This is a genomic window from Ruegeria sp. B32 (genome assembly GCF_025141855.1).
GTDB classification, from domain to species: Bacteria; Pseudomonadota; Alphaproteobacteria; order Rhodobacterales; family Rhodobacteraceae; genus Ruegeria; species Ruegeria arenilitoris.
Genome location: NZ_CP081106.1, coordinates 2,111,882 through 2,130,100, shown reverse-complemented (window position 1 = coordinate 2,130,100; position 18,219 = coordinate 2,111,882). Strand labels below are relative to the sequence as shown.

At 62.0% G+C, this 18,219-nt stretch carries 13 protein-coding genes and 1 riboswitch; of the genes, 10 read left to right on the top strand and 3 right to left on the bottom strand.

Going from position 1 to position 18,219, the window contains the following annotated elements; translation table 11 throughout:
• Positions 1–24 precede the first annotated feature (24 nt).
• Both K3752_RS10780 and K3752_RS10775 read right to left on the bottom strand, forming a co-directional pair.
• A complete protein-coding gene (locus tag K3752_RS10780; RefSeq protein ID WP_260063225.1) occupies positions 25–930 on the bottom strand; it encodes a Hint domain-containing protein in 906 nt (301 codons plus the stop codon).
• Positions 931–1,059: 129 nt separating this feature from the next.
• On the bottom strand, positions 1,060–1,758 hold the full coding sequence (locus K3752_RS10775) for a glutathione S-transferase N-terminal domain-containing protein (protein ID WP_170390486.1): 699 nt from the start codon (positions 1,756–1,758) through the stop codon (positions 1,060–1,062).
• A 105-nt stretch (positions 1,759–1,863) separates the two neighbouring features.
• A riboswitch (SAM riboswitch) is annotated at positions 1,864–1,941 on the top strand.
• A gap of 67 nt (positions 1,942–2,008) precedes the next feature.
• Here K3752_RS10775 and metZ point away from each other — a divergent pair.
• From metZ to K3752_RS10750, 5 genes are all read left to right on the top strand, one after another.
• The gene (metZ, locus tag K3752_RS10770; RefSeq protein ID WP_260063224.1) at positions 2,009–3,199 is read left to right on the top strand and encodes an O-succinylhomoserine sulfhydrylase; all 1,191 of its coding nucleotides are present in this window, start codon (positions 2,009–2,011) and stop codon (positions 3,197–3,199) included.
• 192 nt (positions 3,200–3,391) lie between these two features.
• On the top strand, positions 3,392–4,495 hold the full coding sequence (folE2, locus tag K3752_RS10765) for a GTP cyclohydrolase FolE2 (RefSeq protein WP_170358571.1): 1,104 nt from the start codon (positions 3,392–3,394) through the stop codon (positions 4,493–4,495).
• Positions 4,496–4,772: 277 nt separating this feature from the next.
• Positions 4,773–5,381 carry a hypothetical protein gene (locus tag K3752_RS10760; RefSeq protein ID WP_170366456.1) on the top strand — a complete coding sequence of 203 codons (609 nt, stop codon included), beginning with the start codon at positions 4,773–4,775 and terminating at the stop codon, positions 5,379–5,381.
• Between the two features lie 52 nt (positions 5,382–5,433).
• Positions 5,434–6,882: a TrkH family potassium uptake protein gene (locus K3752_RS10755; protein WP_170443191.1), complete on the top strand. Its 1,449-nt coding sequence runs from the start codon at positions 5,434–5,436 to the stop codon at positions 6,880–6,882.
• Positions 6,882–8,462: a thiamine pyrophosphate-binding protein gene (locus K3752_RS10750; RefSeq protein WP_260063223.1), complete on the top strand. Its 1,581-nt coding sequence runs from the start codon at positions 6,882–6,884 to the stop codon at positions 8,460–8,462. The genes K3752_RS10755 and K3752_RS10750 overlap by 1 nt, the downstream gene beginning before the upstream one ends.
• A gap of 54 nt (positions 8,463–8,516) precedes the next feature.
• Here K3752_RS10750 and K3752_RS10745 read toward each other — a convergent pair whose 3' ends face one another.
• A complete protein-coding gene (locus K3752_RS10745; RefSeq protein WP_311201676.1) occupies positions 8,517–10,262 on the bottom strand; it encodes a serine protease in 1,746 nt (581 codons plus the stop codon).
• A gap of 206 nt (positions 10,263–10,468) precedes the next feature.
• Between K3752_RS10745 and K3752_RS10740 the strand changes: the two genes are divergently transcribed.
• The 5 genes from K3752_RS10740 to K3752_RS10720 all read left to right on the top strand — a co-directional run bounded on the left by K3752_RS10740 (position 10,469) and on the right by K3752_RS10720 (position 18,047).
• The gene (locus tag K3752_RS10740) at positions 10,469–11,398 is read left to right on the top strand and encodes a glycine--tRNA ligase subunit alpha (RefSeq protein ID WP_093962505.1); all 930 of its coding nucleotides are present in this window, start codon (positions 10,469–10,471) and stop codon (positions 11,396–11,398) included.
• Between the two features lie 31 nt (positions 11,399–11,429).
• Positions 11,430–11,954 (top strand): DUF6446 family protein, encoded by a 525-nt coding sequence (locus tag K3752_RS10735; protein WP_170446621.1) that lies wholly within the window; start codon positions 11,430–11,432, stop codon positions 11,952–11,954.
• A gap of 9 nt (positions 11,955–11,963) precedes the next feature.
• A complete protein-coding gene (gltS, locus tag K3752_RS10730; protein ID WP_170370724.1) occupies positions 11,964–13,175 on the top strand; it encodes a sodium/glutamate symporter in 1,212 nt (403 codons plus the stop codon).
• Positions 13,176–13,184: 9 nt separating this feature from the next.
• Positions 13,185–15,419, top strand: coding sequence for a glycine--tRNA ligase subunit beta (glyS, locus tag K3752_RS10725; protein WP_260063221.1), 2,235 nt, complete (start codon positions 13,185–13,187; stop codon positions 15,417–15,419).
• Between the two features lie 66 nt (positions 15,420–15,485).
• The gene (locus K3752_RS10720; protein ID WP_260063220.1) at positions 15,486–18,047 is read left to right on the top strand and encodes a pyruvate, phosphate dikinase; all 2,562 of its coding nucleotides are present in this window, start codon (positions 15,486–15,488) and stop codon (positions 18,045–18,047) included.
• The last annotated feature ends 172 nt before the right edge of the window (positions 18,048–18,219 follow it).

Genomic DNA, 18,219 nt, shown 5'->3' with positions numbered 1-18,219 from the left:
CGCGAGCCGCCTCGGGGATGGATTTCAGCGCTTGGGGACCGGCGAAGAGGCTTTCGCTTGGGTGTCGTTGGCAAAGATGACCTGATGCGTGTCGAAAAGAAGGTGGAAATAGCAAACGGACTCCGTGGCACAGACCCGGTCAATGCCGTCCAGCGGCAGCAGCGACTTGGCCGAAACCAGCACCTCGTTGGTGTTGAACATGCGCTGCGCGATCTTTGACCGCACCAGAATGCGGTGCTGGGGTGAAACGGTCAGGTCCTGTGTTGGCAGCCCTGCGCAGAGCGCGCCGGCGGAAATCCGGATGGGAACCAGTTTCGGATTGGCGGAGAAGTCGACGCTGTCCAGCTCACGGCGCCCGATCCAGCGGATCGGTTCATAGCTGCCGGCGTAGGTCAGAACCAGATCTCCGACCGACAGGTCTTCGATCTTTTTTGTCCCGTTCTTGGTTGTGATCAGTGTGCCGGCGGTAAAGCATGGGACATTCGAAATCGGCGATGCCTGACCATCACTGCTGCCGGCAACCTCATAGGTCGTACCGGGCGTTGGCAGGACGGGGCCGCTGATGCCGACATTCACGCCATCGATGCGAATGACCCAGAACGTGTCGCCGGAGGTTGTCGTAAAACCGAACTCAAGCTCGACCTGATCGCCGGGCTGAAAGGTCTGTCCGTTGATCGTCACCGCCTGGCTCAATACCTGGTCGTTGTTGGCCGTACTGGGCGACAACCCGTCTCCGGGCGTGTCGATGTAACCGTCCGAAAACAGCTGGCTGGCCGTGCCGTCGTCATCCTCGACGTTGATCACGGTCAGTGCGGCACCGGCATTCAAGGAAAAGGTCGTTCCGACAGGATAGCCGACAGTGTTGTTCGTCGATGCGCCGGTCCATTGGTCGAACCCGTAAATCGGAACCGTGAAATTGAATGTCGCCAAACCTTAACTCCTTGTTACCGCTTGTAGTTACAGAACGGCCAACGCGCAATTCAACTGTCGTCAGGGTCTTGATGCAGAAAGAGGTGCGATTCGCTCCTAGTTGCCTGAAATTTCAGCATTTGGTGAACACTACCGTTTGAACAGAACGTTCTGCGCGTCTTTGCTGCGATGGTCTCCGCGCAGCTCGGAATGCAGGGCACGTCCCGCCTGAACTCCGGGGCGGGCTCCCACGGTCTCCAGCCACCGGGCAAAGTGGGGTTTGTCCTCCAACGTCTGCTGCTGACCCTCCCACAGGCTGGCCCAACCCCAAATTGACATGTCGGCAATCGAATAGAAGTCGCCGGCAACATACTCGTTGTCGGCAAGGCGCCGGTCCAGAACGCCGTACAGGCGCGCAACCTCGGTGCGATAGCGGTCCTTGGCATAGGGCAGGTCCTGCGGCGGGTCCAACTGGGGCGCATATTTCAGAAAGTGGTGTGCCTGACCGGCCATCGGTCCGACGCCACCCATCTGCCACATCAGCCATTCCTCGACCGCGATCCGGTCACGCTCGGTCGACCCGTAGAACTGGCCGGTCTTGCGGGCAAGGTACATCAGGATCGCGCCGCTTTCGAAAACCGAGATCGGTGCGCCATCCGGGCCGTCTGGGTCGACGATCGCAGGCATCCGGTTGTTGGGTGAGATTTTCAGAAACTCGGGCGCGAACTGATCGCCTTTGCCGATGTTTATGAGGTGGGTCTGGTAGGGCAGCCCCATCTCTTCAAGGGCAATGGATACTTTCCAGCCATTTGGCGTGGGCCAGAAATACAGGTCGATCGGGTGTGTCATGAGGCCTCCGTGTTGCGGGACGATCATGAGCCATTCGCCGCAAAGGGCAAGTGCGCGGTGGATGTCGCGGCTTGACGCCCGCGCGCCCGAGGCGTATGCGCAATCCAGAAACCACGTGGCGATTTGTTACCGGATTGCGGGCCACGCTAAACAACACCGCTAAAAGGTCAGGATGAAAGACCCCTTTCGCTTGACCGCGTCTGGGGTTTTTTTGATTTGCCCTCGGGTTTCGGGGCCGAAAGGTAAAGACATGAGCGAAAGCTGGAACAAACGCACCCAAGCCGTCCATGGCGGTATCCGTCGCAGCCAGTACAACGAAGTCAGCGAGGCGATTTTCCTGACCCAGGGGTTCGTCTACGACACCGCCGAGCAGGCGGAAGCTCGGTTCATCGAGACCGGCCCGGACGAGTTCATCTATGCCCGTTATGGCAACCCGACGGTTGCGATGTTCGAACAGCGCATCGCTGCGCTTGAGGGGGCCGAGGATGGTTTTGCGACGGCGTCCGGAATGGCGGCCGTGAACGGGGCGCTGACCTCGATGTTGAAGGCGGGCGATCACGTGGTTTCGGCCAAGGCCCTGTTCGGGTCGTGCCTGTACATTCTGGAGAATATTCTGACCCGCTATGGTGTCGAGGTGACCTTTGTCGACGGTACCGACCTGGATCAATGGAAGGCCGCGATCCGGCCCGACACCAAGGCCGTGTTCTTCGAATCCATGTCGAACCCCACGCTCGAAGTGATCGACATTCGCGCCGTGGCCGAACTGGCCCATGCGGTGGGGGCCACAGTGATCGTCGACAACGTGTTCTCGACCCCGGTGTTTTCGCAAGCGATCGCGCAGGGCGCGGATCTGGTGGTTTACTCGGCCACCAAGCATATCGACGGGCAGGGCCGCGCGCTGGGTGGCGTGATCCTGGGCACCAAGGAGTTCATTCGCGGAACGGTCGAGCCGTACCTCAAACACACGGGCGGCGCACTCAGCCCGTTCAACGCCTGGATCATGCTCAAGGGGCTGGAAACGTTGGCCCTGCGAGTCAATGCCCAGGCCGAGACGGCGCAGAAACTGGCCGACGCGCTGGAAGGCCATGAGACGCTGGAGCGGATCATGTATCCGGGCCTGAAATCTCATGCTCAGAACGCTCTGGTGCAGAGCCAACTGGGGGGCAAGGGCGGTACGGTCCTGTCGCTGGACATCAAGGGGGGCAAGGACGCGGCCTTCCGGTTCCTTAACGCGCTGACGATCCCGGTGATTTCGAACAATCTGGGCGATGCCAAGTCCATCGCAACCCATCCGGCAACGACCACGCACCAGCGGTTGAGCGATGCGCAGAAAGACGAATTGGGGATCACGCCCGGTTTGATCCGCTTTTCTGTCGGGCTCGAGGATGCTGACGATCTGCTGGAGGATATCCGGCAAGCATTGTCGGCTGCTGCGGTGTGACGGCGGACACGCGCCGTTGAACACATCGGCAACCGCGCAATGTCGCCCGGGTAAAAGGGCGCAATCCGTTCGGAAATGGCGGTTTTGCGATGGTTTTTTCGATCCGGGCTGCTATCTCAAACGTATTGGGTTACACTGCGGTTTCCGCCGCAGTCAGAGATGGCCTGACGACACACCGAGGATACGCAGCCAATGAACATTCATTCGCGCGACATTGACGAAAAACCTGATCGGGACGAGGCCGCTGCGGCTCTCAAGGTCCTGCGGAAATGGGCAAAGGGCGCCAGCGAGGCCGAGATCAGCCAGCTTGATCCAGCCGTGGCGCGCTTGGTGCCCGGGTTGATGCCGGACAACTACCCTTCGATGTCACGTGAATACCCCGAAGACTTCAAAGTCGACGAAGCCTACAAATCTGCTTTGCCCGATCTCCAGAACGGCCCGTCCAGCCTGATCCGCGGTGCGAAACAGCAGATCCAGCATGTGGGCATCTCGAATTTCCGTCTGCCGATCCGGTTTCACAGCAAGAACGGTCCGGACCTGACGCTGGAAACCTCGGTTACGGGCACCGTCAGCCTCGAAGCCGAGAAAAAGGGCATCAACATGTCCCGGATCATGCGGTCCTTCTACAAGCATGCCGAGCGTACGTTCAGTTTCGAGGTGATGGAATCTGCGCTGAGCGATTATCTGACCGACCTCGACAGTTTCGATGCAAGGCTTCAGATGCGCTTCTCCTATCCCGATCGGGTCAAAAGCCTGCGTTCGGGTCTTGAGGGATATCAGTATTACGACATCGCGCTTGAACTGGTCGAACAGGGCGGCGTGCGTCAGAAGATCATGCATCTCGACTATGTCTATTCTTCGACCTGCCCATGCTCGCTGGAACTCAGCGAACACGCCCGGTCGGTGCGCGGACAGCTTGCGACGCCGCATTCGCAGCGTTCCGTGGCGCGCATTTCGGTCGTGGTCGATTGTGACGCCGATTGCCTGTGGTTCGAGGATCTGATCGCCCTGTGCCGCCGTGCCGTCCCCACCGAAACCCAGGTGATGGTCAAGCGCGAGGACGAACAGGCCTTTGCTGAGCTGAACGCCGCCAACCCCATCTTTGTCGAAGACGCCGCGCGTCTGTTCTGTGCCGAGCTGCTGGCCGATCATCACGTGGGTGACTTCCGCGTCATCGCCAGCCATCAGGAAAGTCTGCACAGCCACGATGCGGTATCGATTCTGACCGAGGGGCCGACTTTTGCATCCACCAGCCTGGACCCGCGCCTGTTCACGACGCTGTTCCACGTCGGCTGACCCGAAAAGCGCCGCGAAAACCGGCGTATATTGGGCGGTAGGCGCCTTTTTGCCGCAATGCAGCAGAAAATGCTGCATGCGCGCGATTATTTGCATACATTGAAGGTGAATGCAGCTGTGGCGCGCCATGTCAGTTGTGGCGCACCACCCCGAAAGGAAGCCGGGACGTGTTACGCCTTGGACTGCAATACACCTTCGTCCGTCCGCGCGATCGGAACGGCAAGGGCTTTTCTACCTCGGAAATCGGGCTGCTTCATTGCTACAGGAGAGACTTGGAATGAATCCCATTGCCCAACAGCTTGAGCTGCAGGCCGCCGCCGTGCGTCTGGCCGGCTATGCCGTGACCAGCCAGATGAAAATGATGCAGGCATTTGCTCAAACCGTGTTCCCCATGCCGGTTGCGTCGGTCACCGAACCAACGAAGCCGGCCGTGAAGTCGGCCAAGAAACCGGTGGCGCGAACCACGGCCAAACCCGCCGCGAAGAAGGCGAAACCTGTGGTCCGGGCCAAGGCCAAGACGGTCGCAAAGCCGGCTCCGAAGCCGAAGGCACCCGCAAAAGCCGCACCGAAACCGGTCACGAAGGCCACAGCCAAGCCCAAAACGCCGCCTGCAACGGCTCAAAAACCGCCGCAGCCCGTCGCAACGGCCACTCCTGCACAGCGCGTCACTCCGGTCGCATCGGAGAAACCCGCAACGGCCGTGACGCCCAAGGCCAAGCCCACCGAGGCAAAACCTGCGGCTTCAACCGAAGAAGCCAAGGCCAAAAAGCCCGTAGCGGCTGCAACAACCAAACCCGCCGAGGCACCGAAACCGGCCACGCGCCGCACGCGTGCGCCGTCCAAGCCACCGGCCATGCCGCCCGTGGCTGAAAAAATGGACGACTGATCACAGATCATCTGCTTGACACTTTCGGGCCGGCGCGCCAACGCTGCCCATCATGATGGATCTTCGCCCGGTCGGATATGTGATTGGCTTGCTGGTCGCCATACTTGGGGCGACCATGCTGTTGCCGATGCTTGCGGACATCATTGAGGGTCGGGGCGAGTGGAACGTTTTCTTTGAAAGCGGTGTCATCACGATCCTGACCGGCGTGGTTCTGGCCATGAGCTGCTCAAACGGTGTGGGCGAGGGGCTGACCATCCGTCAGACCTTTTTGCTGACCACCGGCGTCTGGGTCGCGCTGCCGCTGTTCGGGGCAATCCCCTTCGTGTTCGGTGAGACCGAGCTGCGATTTGTCGATGCCTATTTCGAAGCCATGTCCGGGTTGACCACCACCGGTTCGACCGTAATTTCCGGGTTGGATGATCTGCCGCGTGGCCTGCTTTTGTGGCGCGGTTTGCTGCAGTGGCTGGGCGGGATCGGTATCATTGTCGTGGCCATGGTCTTCCTGCCCGAGCTCAAGGTCGGCGGTATGCAGATCTTCCGCTCGGAAGGGTTTGAAACCATGGGAAAAATCCTTCCTCGCGCGCAAGAGATCGCGGGCCAGATTTCGCTGATCTATGTTTTCCTGACCGTAGCCTGCGCACTGGTTTATGCCGGTTTGGGAATGAACTTTTTCGACGCGGTCGTTCATGCGTTCACAACCATGTCCACCGGCGGGTTCTCGAACTATGACGCCTCGTTCGGTACGTTCTCGGGGCCCGCGGAATACGCCGCGTCCATATTCATGATTCTGGCTGCGCTGCCGTTCGTGCGGTATGTGCAATTTGTCAACGGCCGGACAGGCTCGATCCTGGAAGACAGCCAGATCAGGGCCTTTCTGGCCACGATCGCCGTTCTGGTGGTGATCATGGCTGTCTTTCTTACATCGGTCTTTCCGCACCACTGGGAACAGGCGGTGCGCGAGTCGTTGTTCAACATCACCTCGATCATTTCCGGCACCGGCTACGCCAGTGTCGACTACATGACCTGGGGCAGTTTTCCGATCATGATGTTCTTCATGATCGGCCTGATCGGCGGTTGCGCCGGTTCGACGGCCTGCTCCATCAAGATCTTCCGCTATCAATTGCTGATTGCTTCCATCAAGGCTCAGATCAGTCGGATCCGGTCGCCGCACGGAGTGTTCGTGCCCAAATATGATGGCCGCGCCATCAGCCGCGATGTCCTGACATCGGTCATGAGCTTTTTCATGTTCTTCGCGCTGTCGCTGGGGGCGTTGTCCTGGGCGCTGGCGCTGACTGGTCTGGATTTCATCACAGCGGTATCCGGTGCAGCGACGGCGCTTGCAAATGTCGGCCCCGGTTTGGGTGATCAGATCGGCCCCGCAGGGAATTTTGCCGGGCTGAACGACACGGCCAAGTGGTTGTTGACCTTCGGAATGCTGACCGGCCGGCTGGAGCTGATGGCCGTGTATGTCCTGTTCACCATTCGGTTCTGGAGAGGCTGATGAAAAGACCATTGGGCGCCCAAATCTCGCACATGCTCAAGGATCGGGGGGTCGAAGTCATTTTCGGCATTCCCGGTGTGCACAATCAGGAAATGTACCGTGGAATCGAAGAAGCGGGCATTACTCATGTGCTGGCGCGGCATGAGCAGGGCGCGGGCTTCATGGCTGACGGTTATGCACGGGCGACGGGCAAGCCCGGCGTGGCCTACGTGATCACCGGTCCTGGCCTGTGCAACGTCATGACGCCGATGGGGCAGGGCTATACCGACTCGGTTCCGATGCTGGTTCTGTCCTCCTGTCTGAGCGAAACGCAGGCACAGCGCGGCCAGTTGCACCAGATGAAAGACCAGCGCGCGGCCGCTGAATGCGTGACCGACTGGTCCTGCCAGGCAAACGACGCGCAATCAGCCTATGGCCTGATCGAACGCGCCTTTGAGGAGTTCGCGCTGAAACGTCCGCGCCCCAAGCATATCCAGGTCCCGATCGCGAAGTTGGAGGCCGAGGCCGACCCCGCTCCTTTTCCGAACCAGGACGCGGTTCGGGTCAAGGCTCTGGCGCCGGACATTGCGCCGGTTCTGTCGCTGCTGAACATCGCACGGCGGCCGCTGTTCATATTGGGTGGTGGGTCGAGGTCTAACCTGTGGCGCCAGATTCTGTCTCAGCTCGGTGCGGCCTGTTTCACCACTTATGCGGGGCGTGGGTTGGTCGGCACCGGCTATACCCTGGATTTCGGCGCGACCTTGCCGCGACCCGGCAGTGCCGAGGTGATTGGGTCGGCCGATCTGGTCATCGCGGTCGGTGCCGAATTGGGTGAGGTCGACCTTTGGCGCGACCGGTTGGGCCACAAGGCGACCTTGGTGCGGGTTGACCTCGACCCCGAGGTGCTGGCCGACCGGCACCGGGCGGCGGTCAAGCTGCAGGCCGACGGCGAAAGTTTTGCCCATTCACTGTGGTCCGCGACCCAAGACTGCAAACCGGCCACCGGCTGGTCGCCGGAAGAGGTGGCCGAAGCCCGAGCGCGCTGGCGCGCCGAGGTCGACGCGGAAAGACCGGGTATCGTGCCGGTTGCCGACGCCTTGCGTGCAGCGATGCCCGCCGACACCATGATCTATTCCGACATGACCCAGTTCGCCTATGTCGCGAAAGAAGTCTGGGACATGGCGCGCCCATACCACTGGCACCACCCGACCGGGTTCGGCACTCTGGGCTATGCACTGCCGGCCGGGATCGGCGGCGCGGTTGCGCGGCGCGGAAAGCCAACTGCCGTGATCGCGGGTGACTACGGGTTCCACTATACGATGCAGGAACTGGGTGCGGCGGTCGAGCTGGGGTTGTCGCTGCCCATGATCCTTTGGGACAACGGAAAGCTGAAAGAGATCGAGGACAGCATGGTCGGCAGCCAGATTGCTCCGAATGCGGTTGTCGCGCGCAACCCTGATTTCTGCAAGCTGGCCGAGGCTTTCGGTGCGCGGTCGGCCGCTCCAAACTCGCTACCTGAAATGCAGGCTGCCGTTCGCGCGGCCTTTGACGCGCCCGTGCCGACCCTTGTGCACGTCACGCCCGATATCTTGAAGGGATGAAAAAAGGCGCCGCAATGTCCTGCGGCGCCTTCAAATTCTGTTCGTGACTTTCGGTCAACCCCAGCAGTTCACCAGCACGGTCATGCCAGTCGCGCGGCGGTTCAACTCGTCGGGCGAAACCTGGCCGGTTTCCTGCGCTGTCTGAGCCGTTGCCCCGGCCTTTGACAGGATCTCGTGAAGGCGGTCGGCCGAGGCAGCCAGGCTGACATCGCGGGGCAGGGTGCGCCCCTCGGTCCGCGCAGGCAGCAGCATTCCGACCACGTTGCCGTGATCATCGAATACCGGGCCGCCGGCGTCTCCGGGTTGTGCGGTCAGGCTCAGGCGGGTCACACCGGCCTCTCCGTTCAGCCCGCGGATATCGGCGATCTTGCCGTAGGTCAGGGTCGGAGCCCCCAAAGCGCCCCCATATGAGTATCCCGCGACGGCCACTTCAGATTGCAGGCGAGGCTGGGCTTCGTTCAAGGCCGCAACGGCCATCGGTGCCAGCGTCTTGTTGGGGCGCAGGACCGCCACGCCCAGTTCGGGATCGCTCCACGCGGTTTGCAGTTCCTGACCGTCTTCAAGGGTGACGCGGGTGCAGTTCTGCACCGCCTCGGCCACGGTCAGGACCAGACCGTTGGGATCGGCGAAAAAGCCCGATCGCGACAACCTTGGTTTTCTGAGTTGCAGACCGGACATCAAGTCGATGCTTTGCTCGGCATTGGCGCCAGCCGCAGCATCAAGAACACCATCGGTGGTTTCAAAGCTGGCAGTCATTGCGGCCAGAACCCGGGCGCGGCGTGCGTCATCGCCTTCGGGCCAGACAAGGGTGAAGCCTTTGATCTTGCCGTCGCTCAGATTGGCCTGTGTATAGGATACGATCCCGTTGCCACGGCCTTCGATGGTAAACCTGTCGCCACGCAGCTCACGCGGGCCGTTCAGCGGCACGATCTCGAGCGATTGCATCGCCTCGAACAGCGCGCGCAAAGTGGTTTTGCTGCCCTCCTGGCTGATCAAAACGACCCGTGCGTCCAGATCACCGCTGGAATTGAAATGCGCGAACGGCGCCTCGTATCGGTCGAAGGCAACTACCCCAAGCGGCAGGTCGACGGAAATCCCAGCGCGATCATCGACGTGACGGGCCATGCCGACGCTGATCAGCGGGGCATTGTAGTCATCCATCAAAGCCTTGCGCTGTGCCGTCGTCAGGACACCGGTCGGTTCAAAGCCATTGAATCGCTGCCATTCCGCCATCGACCGACGTGTGCCCTGGCCGAATGCCCCGTCGATGGTCGAACTGTAGAACCCGGCAGCCTGCAATGCGGTTTGCAGGTCTTTTCGTTCCTGTCCGCTCAGCAGCCGCTCGGACTGCAGGGCCTGTGATCTCGTCTCGTCCGAAGGTTGCGGCGTCAGACCGGCCTGTGGCTGCTCTGGCTGCGGCTCGGGCTGAACGGGCGCTGTGATTGCCCCGCGGTTCAGGACGTTTGCGCCAATTGGCCAGAACTGCTGCCCAAGGGCGCCTGAAAAGGTGATGAAACTGTCTGAGGGGATCTGCCGTTCGGCCCGGTAGACGCGCAGCACCTGCTCGGCGTCGGCCCGCAGATAGGGGCCGATCACGATGGCGTACCAGCCGCTGTTCAGGCGGAACCCGTTCACGTCGGGCAGGGCATTGGCGTAGACTTGCGCCCGGTCCTGCGCCTCGCGCAGCGATGGTTGCGCTTCGACCTGAACCCAGACCCCTGCGTCAGCCCCCTGTTGAGCATACGCAGCGCGCATGCCGACTGTAATCAGTAAAAGAATTGCAACGAATATGCGTGTCATTTTCTGCCCGTTTTATGCGGTGTTTTGGCTTTGCCTCAACTTACGCGATTCAGGGGTGAAAACGCTATGCCCACGATACGGGGAATTTCTGGTGTGGCGGCACAGTGACAGCAGGCGGGCATTGGCCCGTTGACGCCCCTTGGCCCCTTGCATAGGAAGGGCAAAACCGACCGGAACCGGGCAAATCCGCGCCCAAAGGGAATGTCATGACCGAACCGTCCAGCGCACCACGTTCATTTCAGGAAATCATCCTGCGGCTTCAGAACTACTGGGCCTCGAAGGGCTGTGCCATCCTGCAGCCATACGACATGGAGGTCGGTGCCGGTACCTTCCACCCTGCAACCACCCTGCGGGCTTTGGGGTCCAAACCCTGGGCTGCGGCCTACGTTCAACCGTCGCGCCGTCCGACCGATGGGCGCTATGGCGAGAACCCCAACCGCTTGCAGCACTACTATCAGTACCAGGTGCTGATCAAACCCAGCCCTCCGGACCTGCAAGAGCTGTATCTGGGCAGCCTTCAGGCCATCGGCATCGACATGGACCTGCACGACATCCGTTTCGTCGAGGATGACTGGGAAAGCCCCACCCTGGGCGCATGGGGCCTGGGATGGGAGGTCTGGTGCGACGGCATGGAAGTCAGCCAGTTTACCTATTTCCAGCAGGTCGGCGGCCATGACTGCGCGCCGGTCTCGGGCGAGCTGACATATGGTCTGGAACGGCTGGCGATGTATGTCCTGGGCATCGACCACGTAATGGACATGCCCTTCAACGACCCGCAATCGCCCAGCCCGCTGACATATGGCGACATCTTCAAGCAAACCGAAGAGGAATACGCCCGTTGGAACTTTGATGTGGCCAACACCGAGGTTTTGCTGCGCCACTTCGAAGAGGCCGAGGAAGAATGCGCCGCGATCCTGAGCCAGGAAAACGTTGACCCCAAAACCGGCAAGCGCATCATCATGGCGCATCCTGCTTATGACCAGTGCATCAAGGCCAGCCATATCTTCAACCTCCTGGACGCGCGCGGCGTGATCTCGGTGACCGAGCGGCAGGCCTATATCGGGCGGGTGCGCGCGCTGGCCAAGCAATGCGCCGATGCCTTCGTGCAGACCGAGGCGGCAGGCTTTGAGGCCTGATGGCCCGTCGCACCCCACAGGAGGATCGCGCATGACCGGGAAAATGCTGGCAATTCTGTTGGTCGCTTGCGCCGTCATTGCTGGCGTCAGCATGTATTACCTGCAGGTCTACGGCTACTACTACGAGGTCGAACCCTCACCCGGTCAGGATGTTGTTCTGACCGAAACCGCGACCGGCCAACCGGTGCCAATTGCCTACAGCGCGTTTCAGGCGATCGACGCCGACAGCTCTCCGATCCGGTATCGGGCGTGTTTCCAGACAGATCTGAAACCGGAACAACTGGCCGTCCGCTACATGAGCGCCGAAAAGGCCGAGCCGCTGACGGCCCCGGGTTGGTTCGACTGCTATGATGCGGCTACTCTGGCCGAGGCGTTGGCGAACGGATCCGCCCGCGCGTTCATAGGGGTCAAGAACATCCACTACGGCGTTGATCGGATCGTCGCGGTGACGCAGGACGGCTCGGGCTTTGCCTGGCATGCCCTGAACAACTGCGGCGAAAAGGCCTATGACGGAACGGTTGTCGGCGAAGAGTGCCCGCCCCGACCGGAAAACTGAGTGGGCGGGATGGGGTTCATCGTTGAAATCCCCGGATTTCTGACGGCAACGCTGGGCTTTGCCGTCTACCTGATGGGCGCGGAGATCAACGCCCGCGCCGAGGTCCTGCGGCGGTTCAACATTCCCGAACCCGTGACCGGAGGTCTGTTGGCCTCGCTGGTGGTTCTGACGCTGTATCTGCTGTTCGGGATGGAACTGGAGTTCGACCTGACCGCGCGGGATTTCCTGCTGGTGCTGTTCTTTGCCGGGATCGGCCTGAACGCCCGGCTGTCCGATCTGATCGCGGGCGGAAAGCCTCTGGTGCTGCTGCTGATCCTGACGTTGCTGACGATCGTGGCGCAGAACCTGATCGGCGCGGCGGGGGCGGCGGCCTTCGGCTATCCGGCGCAGTCCGGCGTTCTGTTCGGCTCGGCTGCCCTGATCGGCGGCCACGGCACCGCCATCGCCTGGGCGCCCGAGGTCGCGCAGGTCACCGGGCTTGAGGGCGCGACCGAGCTGGGCGTTGCAGTTGCGACCTTGGGCTTGGTCCTGGCGGCGCTGGTCGGTGGCCCCATCGCGCGTCTGTTGATCGAAGGACGCGACCTGTCGCCAAACCGCCCGGACGAGGAACATACCATCGGCGTGCCCGACGAGCCGTCAGACGCGGCCGCGAAGATCGACCACCTGACGGTGATGCGGGTGCTGCTGTACCTGAACATGGCCATCATCGCGGGCTATGCTCTGTCCGAGGTGATCCTGGCCGCGGGTTTGAAACTGCCGCTGTTCGTGCCCTGCCTGATCATGGGTATCGTGATCGGCAACCTGCGCCCGCTGCTGGCCCCGCGCGCCGCGCCGGTGTCGCGCACGCCGTCGCTGGCGCTGATCTCGGAATTCGCGCTGGGCGCGTTTCTGGCCATGTCGCTGATGAGCCTGCAGCTGTGGACCATCGCCGATTTGGGCCTGTCCATCGTGGTGATCATGACGGCGCAGACGTTGTTTGCGGTGGCCTTCGTGATCTGGGTTCTGTTCCCGGTCATGGGCGCCAACTACCGCGCGGCCGTGCTGGCGGCGGGGTTCGGCGGCTTCGCGCTGGGCGCGACACCGACCGCAATTGCCAATATGACGGCCGTAACCAAGCGATACGGGCCTTCGCCTATTGCCTTTATCGTGCTCCCCCTTGTATCCGCATTCTTCGTGGATATCGCCAACGCCATCGTCATCCAGACGATCGTCAATTTCTAAGGATCGAAAATGCCCGACCTGCTGATCGAACTGTTTTCCGAGGAAATCCCCGCGCGCATGCAGACCCGCGCCGGCGAGGATCTGAAAAAACGGATCACCGACGGTCTGGTCGAGGCCGGTTTGACCTACGCCCATGCCCACGCCCTGACCACGCCGCGCCGCCTGACGCTGGCGGTCGAGGGGCTGCTGGCGGAAAGCCCCACCATCCGCGAGGAGCGCAAGGGCCCCAAGGTTGGCGCGCCTGAAAAGGCGATCGAAGGCTTCCTGCGGGGCGCGGGGATCAGCCGGAACCAGCTCGAGGAACGGGACACGCCCAAAGGTGCGGTCTATTTCGCCGCCATCGAGAAACCGGGCCGCCCGGCGGCCGAGATCGTGGCCGAGGTTCTGGCCGACACGATCCGCAACTTCCCCTGGCCGAAATCCATGCGCTGGGGCAGCGGGGCCCTGCGCTGGGTGCGCCCGCTTCATTCGATCCTGTGCGTCCTTGGCGATGAAGCCGGCGCGCAGGTCGTGCCGATGGAGGTCGACGGGATCACCGCCGGTGACACCACCGAGGGCCACCGCTTCATGGCGCCGGGCCGGTTTGCCGTGACCGGGTTCGAGGATTACGCCGCCAAGCTGAAACGCGCCTTTGTCGTGCTGCCGCCCGAGGAACGGGCCGAGCACATCTGGAACGACGCACAGAACCTGGCCTTTGCTGCCGGTCTGGAGCTGGTCGAGGACAAGGGCCTGCTGGCCGAGGTGGCCGGGCTGGTCGAATGGCCGGTTGTGCTGATGGGGCAGATCGACGATGAATTCCTCGACCTGCCGCCCGAGGTGCTGCAGACCTCGATGAAAGAGCACCAAAAATTCTTCTCGGTCCGCAACCCCAAGACGGGGCGGATCGAACGGTTCATCACCGTGGCCAACCGCGAGACCACCGACAATGGCGCGACCATCCTGGCCGGCAACCAGAAGGTGCTGTCGGCGCGTCTGGCCGATGCGAAATTCTTCTGGGAGAACGACCTACGCGTCGCCAAATCGGACATTACGCAATGGACCCGCGCGCTGGAGAACGTGACCTTCCACAACAAGCTGGGCACCCAGGCGCAGCGGATCGAGCGCATTGCCGCACTGGCCCGCGAACTGGCCCCGCTGACCGGCGGCGACCCGGACCAGGCCGAAAAGGCCGCGCGGCTGGCAAAGGCCGATCTGAGTTCGGAAATGGTCTATGAATTCCCCGAACTTCAGGGGCTTATGGGGCGGTATTACATTGAGGCGGCTGGAGAAGACGCCGCCGTGGCCGCCGTGGCGCAGGAGCATTACTCGCCCCTGGGCCCGTCGGATGACGTGCCCACCGCGCCGCTGTCGGTGACCGTGGCGCTGGCCGACAAGCTGGACACGCTGACCGGGTTCTGGGCGATTGATGAAAAACCCACCGGCTCGAAGGACCCGTTCGCGCTGCGTCGGGCGGCGTTAGGGGTGACCCGATTGATCCTGAACAATGATCTGCGGCTGAAGCTCGACCGTTTCTTCGACGCGCAACTGGTTCGGGCCGAAGCGGCTTCGAACGAAGCTTTGCACGACGAGCATGTCGCAGAGCTGTTGGATGAAATCGCCGATCACGGTGTTTTCGGAGCGGCGTTCCGCACGGTGAAGGAGAAGCTTGCGGGCGACGAGGCCGGGAAACACCAAGTGACGGACTTTATGCATCTTGAACGGAAGGTGCCCGATACGTCGGAGGATCTGCTGACCTTCTTCCACGACCGCCTCAAGGTCTTCCTACGTGACGAGGGCATTCGCCACGACGTGATCGACGCCTGCATCGCGATGGACGGCAATGACGACCTGAACCTGCTGGTCAAACGCGCCCGCGCGTTGAATACGGTGATCGCGACCGAAGATGGCGAAAATCTGGTGCAGGGGTTCAAGCGCGCCAACAACATCCTGACCCAGGCCGAGGAGAAGGACGGGGTCGAATACTCTTTCGGTGCCGATCTGAAATTCGCCGAGACCGACAGCGAAAAGGCCCTGTTCGCCGCGCTGGATCAGGCACAGGCCAAGATTGCACCGGCACTCAAGGCCGAGGATTTCCCGGCGGCGATGGCGGCCATGGCCGCGCTGCGCGGGCCGATCGACGCGTTCTTCGAGGACGTCCAGGTCAATTCCGACAATGCCGTGCTGCGCCGCAACCGCCTGAATCTGCTGAGCCAGATCCGCCAGATCTGCTCGAGCGTCGCGGACCTGACCAAGATCGAAGGCTGACCCAAAGGGCGCGCTCTGGCGCGCCCACAAGGCCCTTGCGCGGAAGGCTGGGGCGCTTATGCTGCGGTGAAACCAAAAGGTGCCGCAGTGCAGAATAATCCGCATACCACGCTCATCACTCCTGATGCTCCTGTCGCCGCCGACACCCATGGCGGCCGGGCGAAATGTCTGCAGCGCCTCGTGCGGTTGGACCTTCCCGTACCGCGTACGGTGGCCCTGTCCTTCGATCAGGTGCGGCGGATCGCTGACGGCGATATCCCGGCAATCGAAGCTATAATTGAACAGTTCGACGCATCGGCGTTGCTGTGCGTGCGCCCCAGTTCCGAGGACCCTGACTGGGGTGGCCCCGGCGCGGTTCTGAACATCGGGATGAACGATGCCCGTTTCGTGGAATTGTCCGACAAGATGGGCCCCGAGGCCGCCGCCGCATTGTATCTGCGGTTCGTCCAAAGCTATGCGATCCACGTTGCGCGTCTGGACGCGGATGTTTTCGACGACATCGAAGCCGATGGTCGCGAAGGCCTGCGCCAGACCCTGCGCGCGTATGAGGACGAAACCGACGAAGCGTTCCCCCAGGACCGGGGCGAGCAGTTGCTGGCGGTCCTGCGCTCGATGGCGCGGGCGTGGGATGGTACGTCCGCCCGCCTGTTGCGGCAGGCCAAGGGCGCTCCGGCGGATGCCGGGCTGGGCCTTGTCATCCAGGAGATGATCCCGGGCGTCGGCCAGGGCGAATGCGGATCGGGTGTGCTGCAGCTGGTGGATTCCTCGACCGGCATGCCGCAGATCACAGGCCGCTACCTGAGCCAAAGCCAGGGGCGTGATGCGCTGGGCGAGGGGGTTGCGGCCCTCTACCTTGAAAAAGACCCGCGCGGGCAAGCGCTCGAGGATGTTGCGCCTCAGGCCTTTGCCGACCTCAAGGCCCATGCGGCGTTGATGCGGTGCAAATTGCGCGAAGAGATGCAGGTCGAATTCGTGATCGAAAACGGCAAGGTGCATATTCTGGACGGGGTCCGCGTTCAGCGCAGCGCCCGCGCCGCCATGCGGATCGCCGTTCGATTGGCCGAGGATGGCATCATCACCCAGCAGGAAGCCGTCATGCGGATCGATCCGCATTCGCTGAATGAGTTGCTGCACCGTCAGGTGCATCCCGAGGCCAAGCGTGACGTGCTGACCACGGGCATCGGGGCCAGTCCCGGGGCGGCCACCGGCCGGATCGTGTTCACTTCGGCCGAGGCACAGGCCAGCGCCGCGCGCGGCGAGCCCTGCATTCTGGTGCGCCGTGAAACCTCGCCCGAGGATGTGCGCGGCATGCACGCCGCGGTCGCCGTACTGACCGAAAAGGGTGGCATGACCAGCCATGCGGCCGTGATCGGGCGCGGGCTGGGGCTGCCCTGTATCGTCGGCGCGTCCGAAATGCGGTTCCAGACCAAGAAAAAGCAGCTTACCGTTCCGGACGGCCGCGTTTTCACCACAGGCGACATTCTGACGATTGACGGAAGCTCGGGCCAGGTGTTGGCGGGCGAGCCGGCGATGCTCGAAGCCGCACTGGATGACTGTTTTCAGACTTTGATGAGCTGGGCCGACGCCGAGCGTGACATATCAATTCGTGCCAATGCCGACACTCCTGCCGACGCGCAGGCTGCGCGGAACTTCCAAGCGCAGGGGATTGGGTTGTGCCGAACCGAGCATATGTTTTTCGACCCCGGTCGTCTGATCGTGATGCGCGAGATGATTTTCGCTCAGACTTCATCGGGGCGCGCGGCGGTTTTGGAGCGGTTGCTTCCGATGCAACGCGATGATTTTGTGCAGCTTTTCCGGATCATGGAAGGGCAGCCCGTCTGCATACGGTTGTTTGATCCGCCTCTGCACGAGTTTCTGCCGACCACGCGCAGCGGGCAGCGCGAACTGGCCGAAGCGCTGGACCTTCCTGTTTCGGATGTCGAGCGTCGGGTGGACGAAATGAGCGAGTACAACCCCATGCTGGGGTTGCGGGGCGTACGCCTTGGAATAACGGTGCCCGAGATCTATGACATGCAAGCCCGCGCGATCTTCGAGGCGACGCTCGAAGCCAGCAAAAATGGCGCGCCGGTGGTGCCCGAGGTCATGATCCCGCTGGTTTCGGCCAAGCGCGAAGTTGAACTGATCAAGGCGCGGGTGGACACGGTTGCCGCAGCCGTTGCGGCCGAGCGTGGTCAGGAGTTTGAATACCGGTTGGGTGTGATGGTCGAAACGCCCCGGGCCTGTTTGCGCGCCGAGGAAATCGCTCCTCATGCCTCGTTCCTGAGTTTCGGCACCAATGACCTGACGCAGATGACCTATGGTCTGTCGCGCGACGACGCGGGACGCTTCATGTCAGCCTATGTTCGGCAGGGGGTGTTCACCGAGGATCCGTTCCATGTTCTGGACGCCGATGGGGTCGGCGAACTGCTCAAGCTGGGCTCGGAGCGGGGGCGTACAGCTCGGCCCGATGTCACGCTTTCGGTCTGTGGTGAACATGGCGGCAACCCCGAATCAATCGCCCTTTGTCGGGATTTGGGGTTCGATTATGTGTCCTGTTCACCCTTCCGAGTCCCGGTCGCTCGGCTGGCTGCCGCTCAGTTGGCGATTTCGTCAAAACTTGGGGGTTGACAGGCCGTCAAAGCCCTAGGAATAGTGGTTTCGGGATGGACCTGTGGCTGATTAATTTTGGCCCCGCGGGCAAGATTTTTCTTGCTTTTTCCTCAGAACTGGACCTTTCGCGCCTTCTGCGTTAAGACCCCGTCGCGCCCGCCGGGGGAGGGTATGGCGCGTGAAGTGCCTG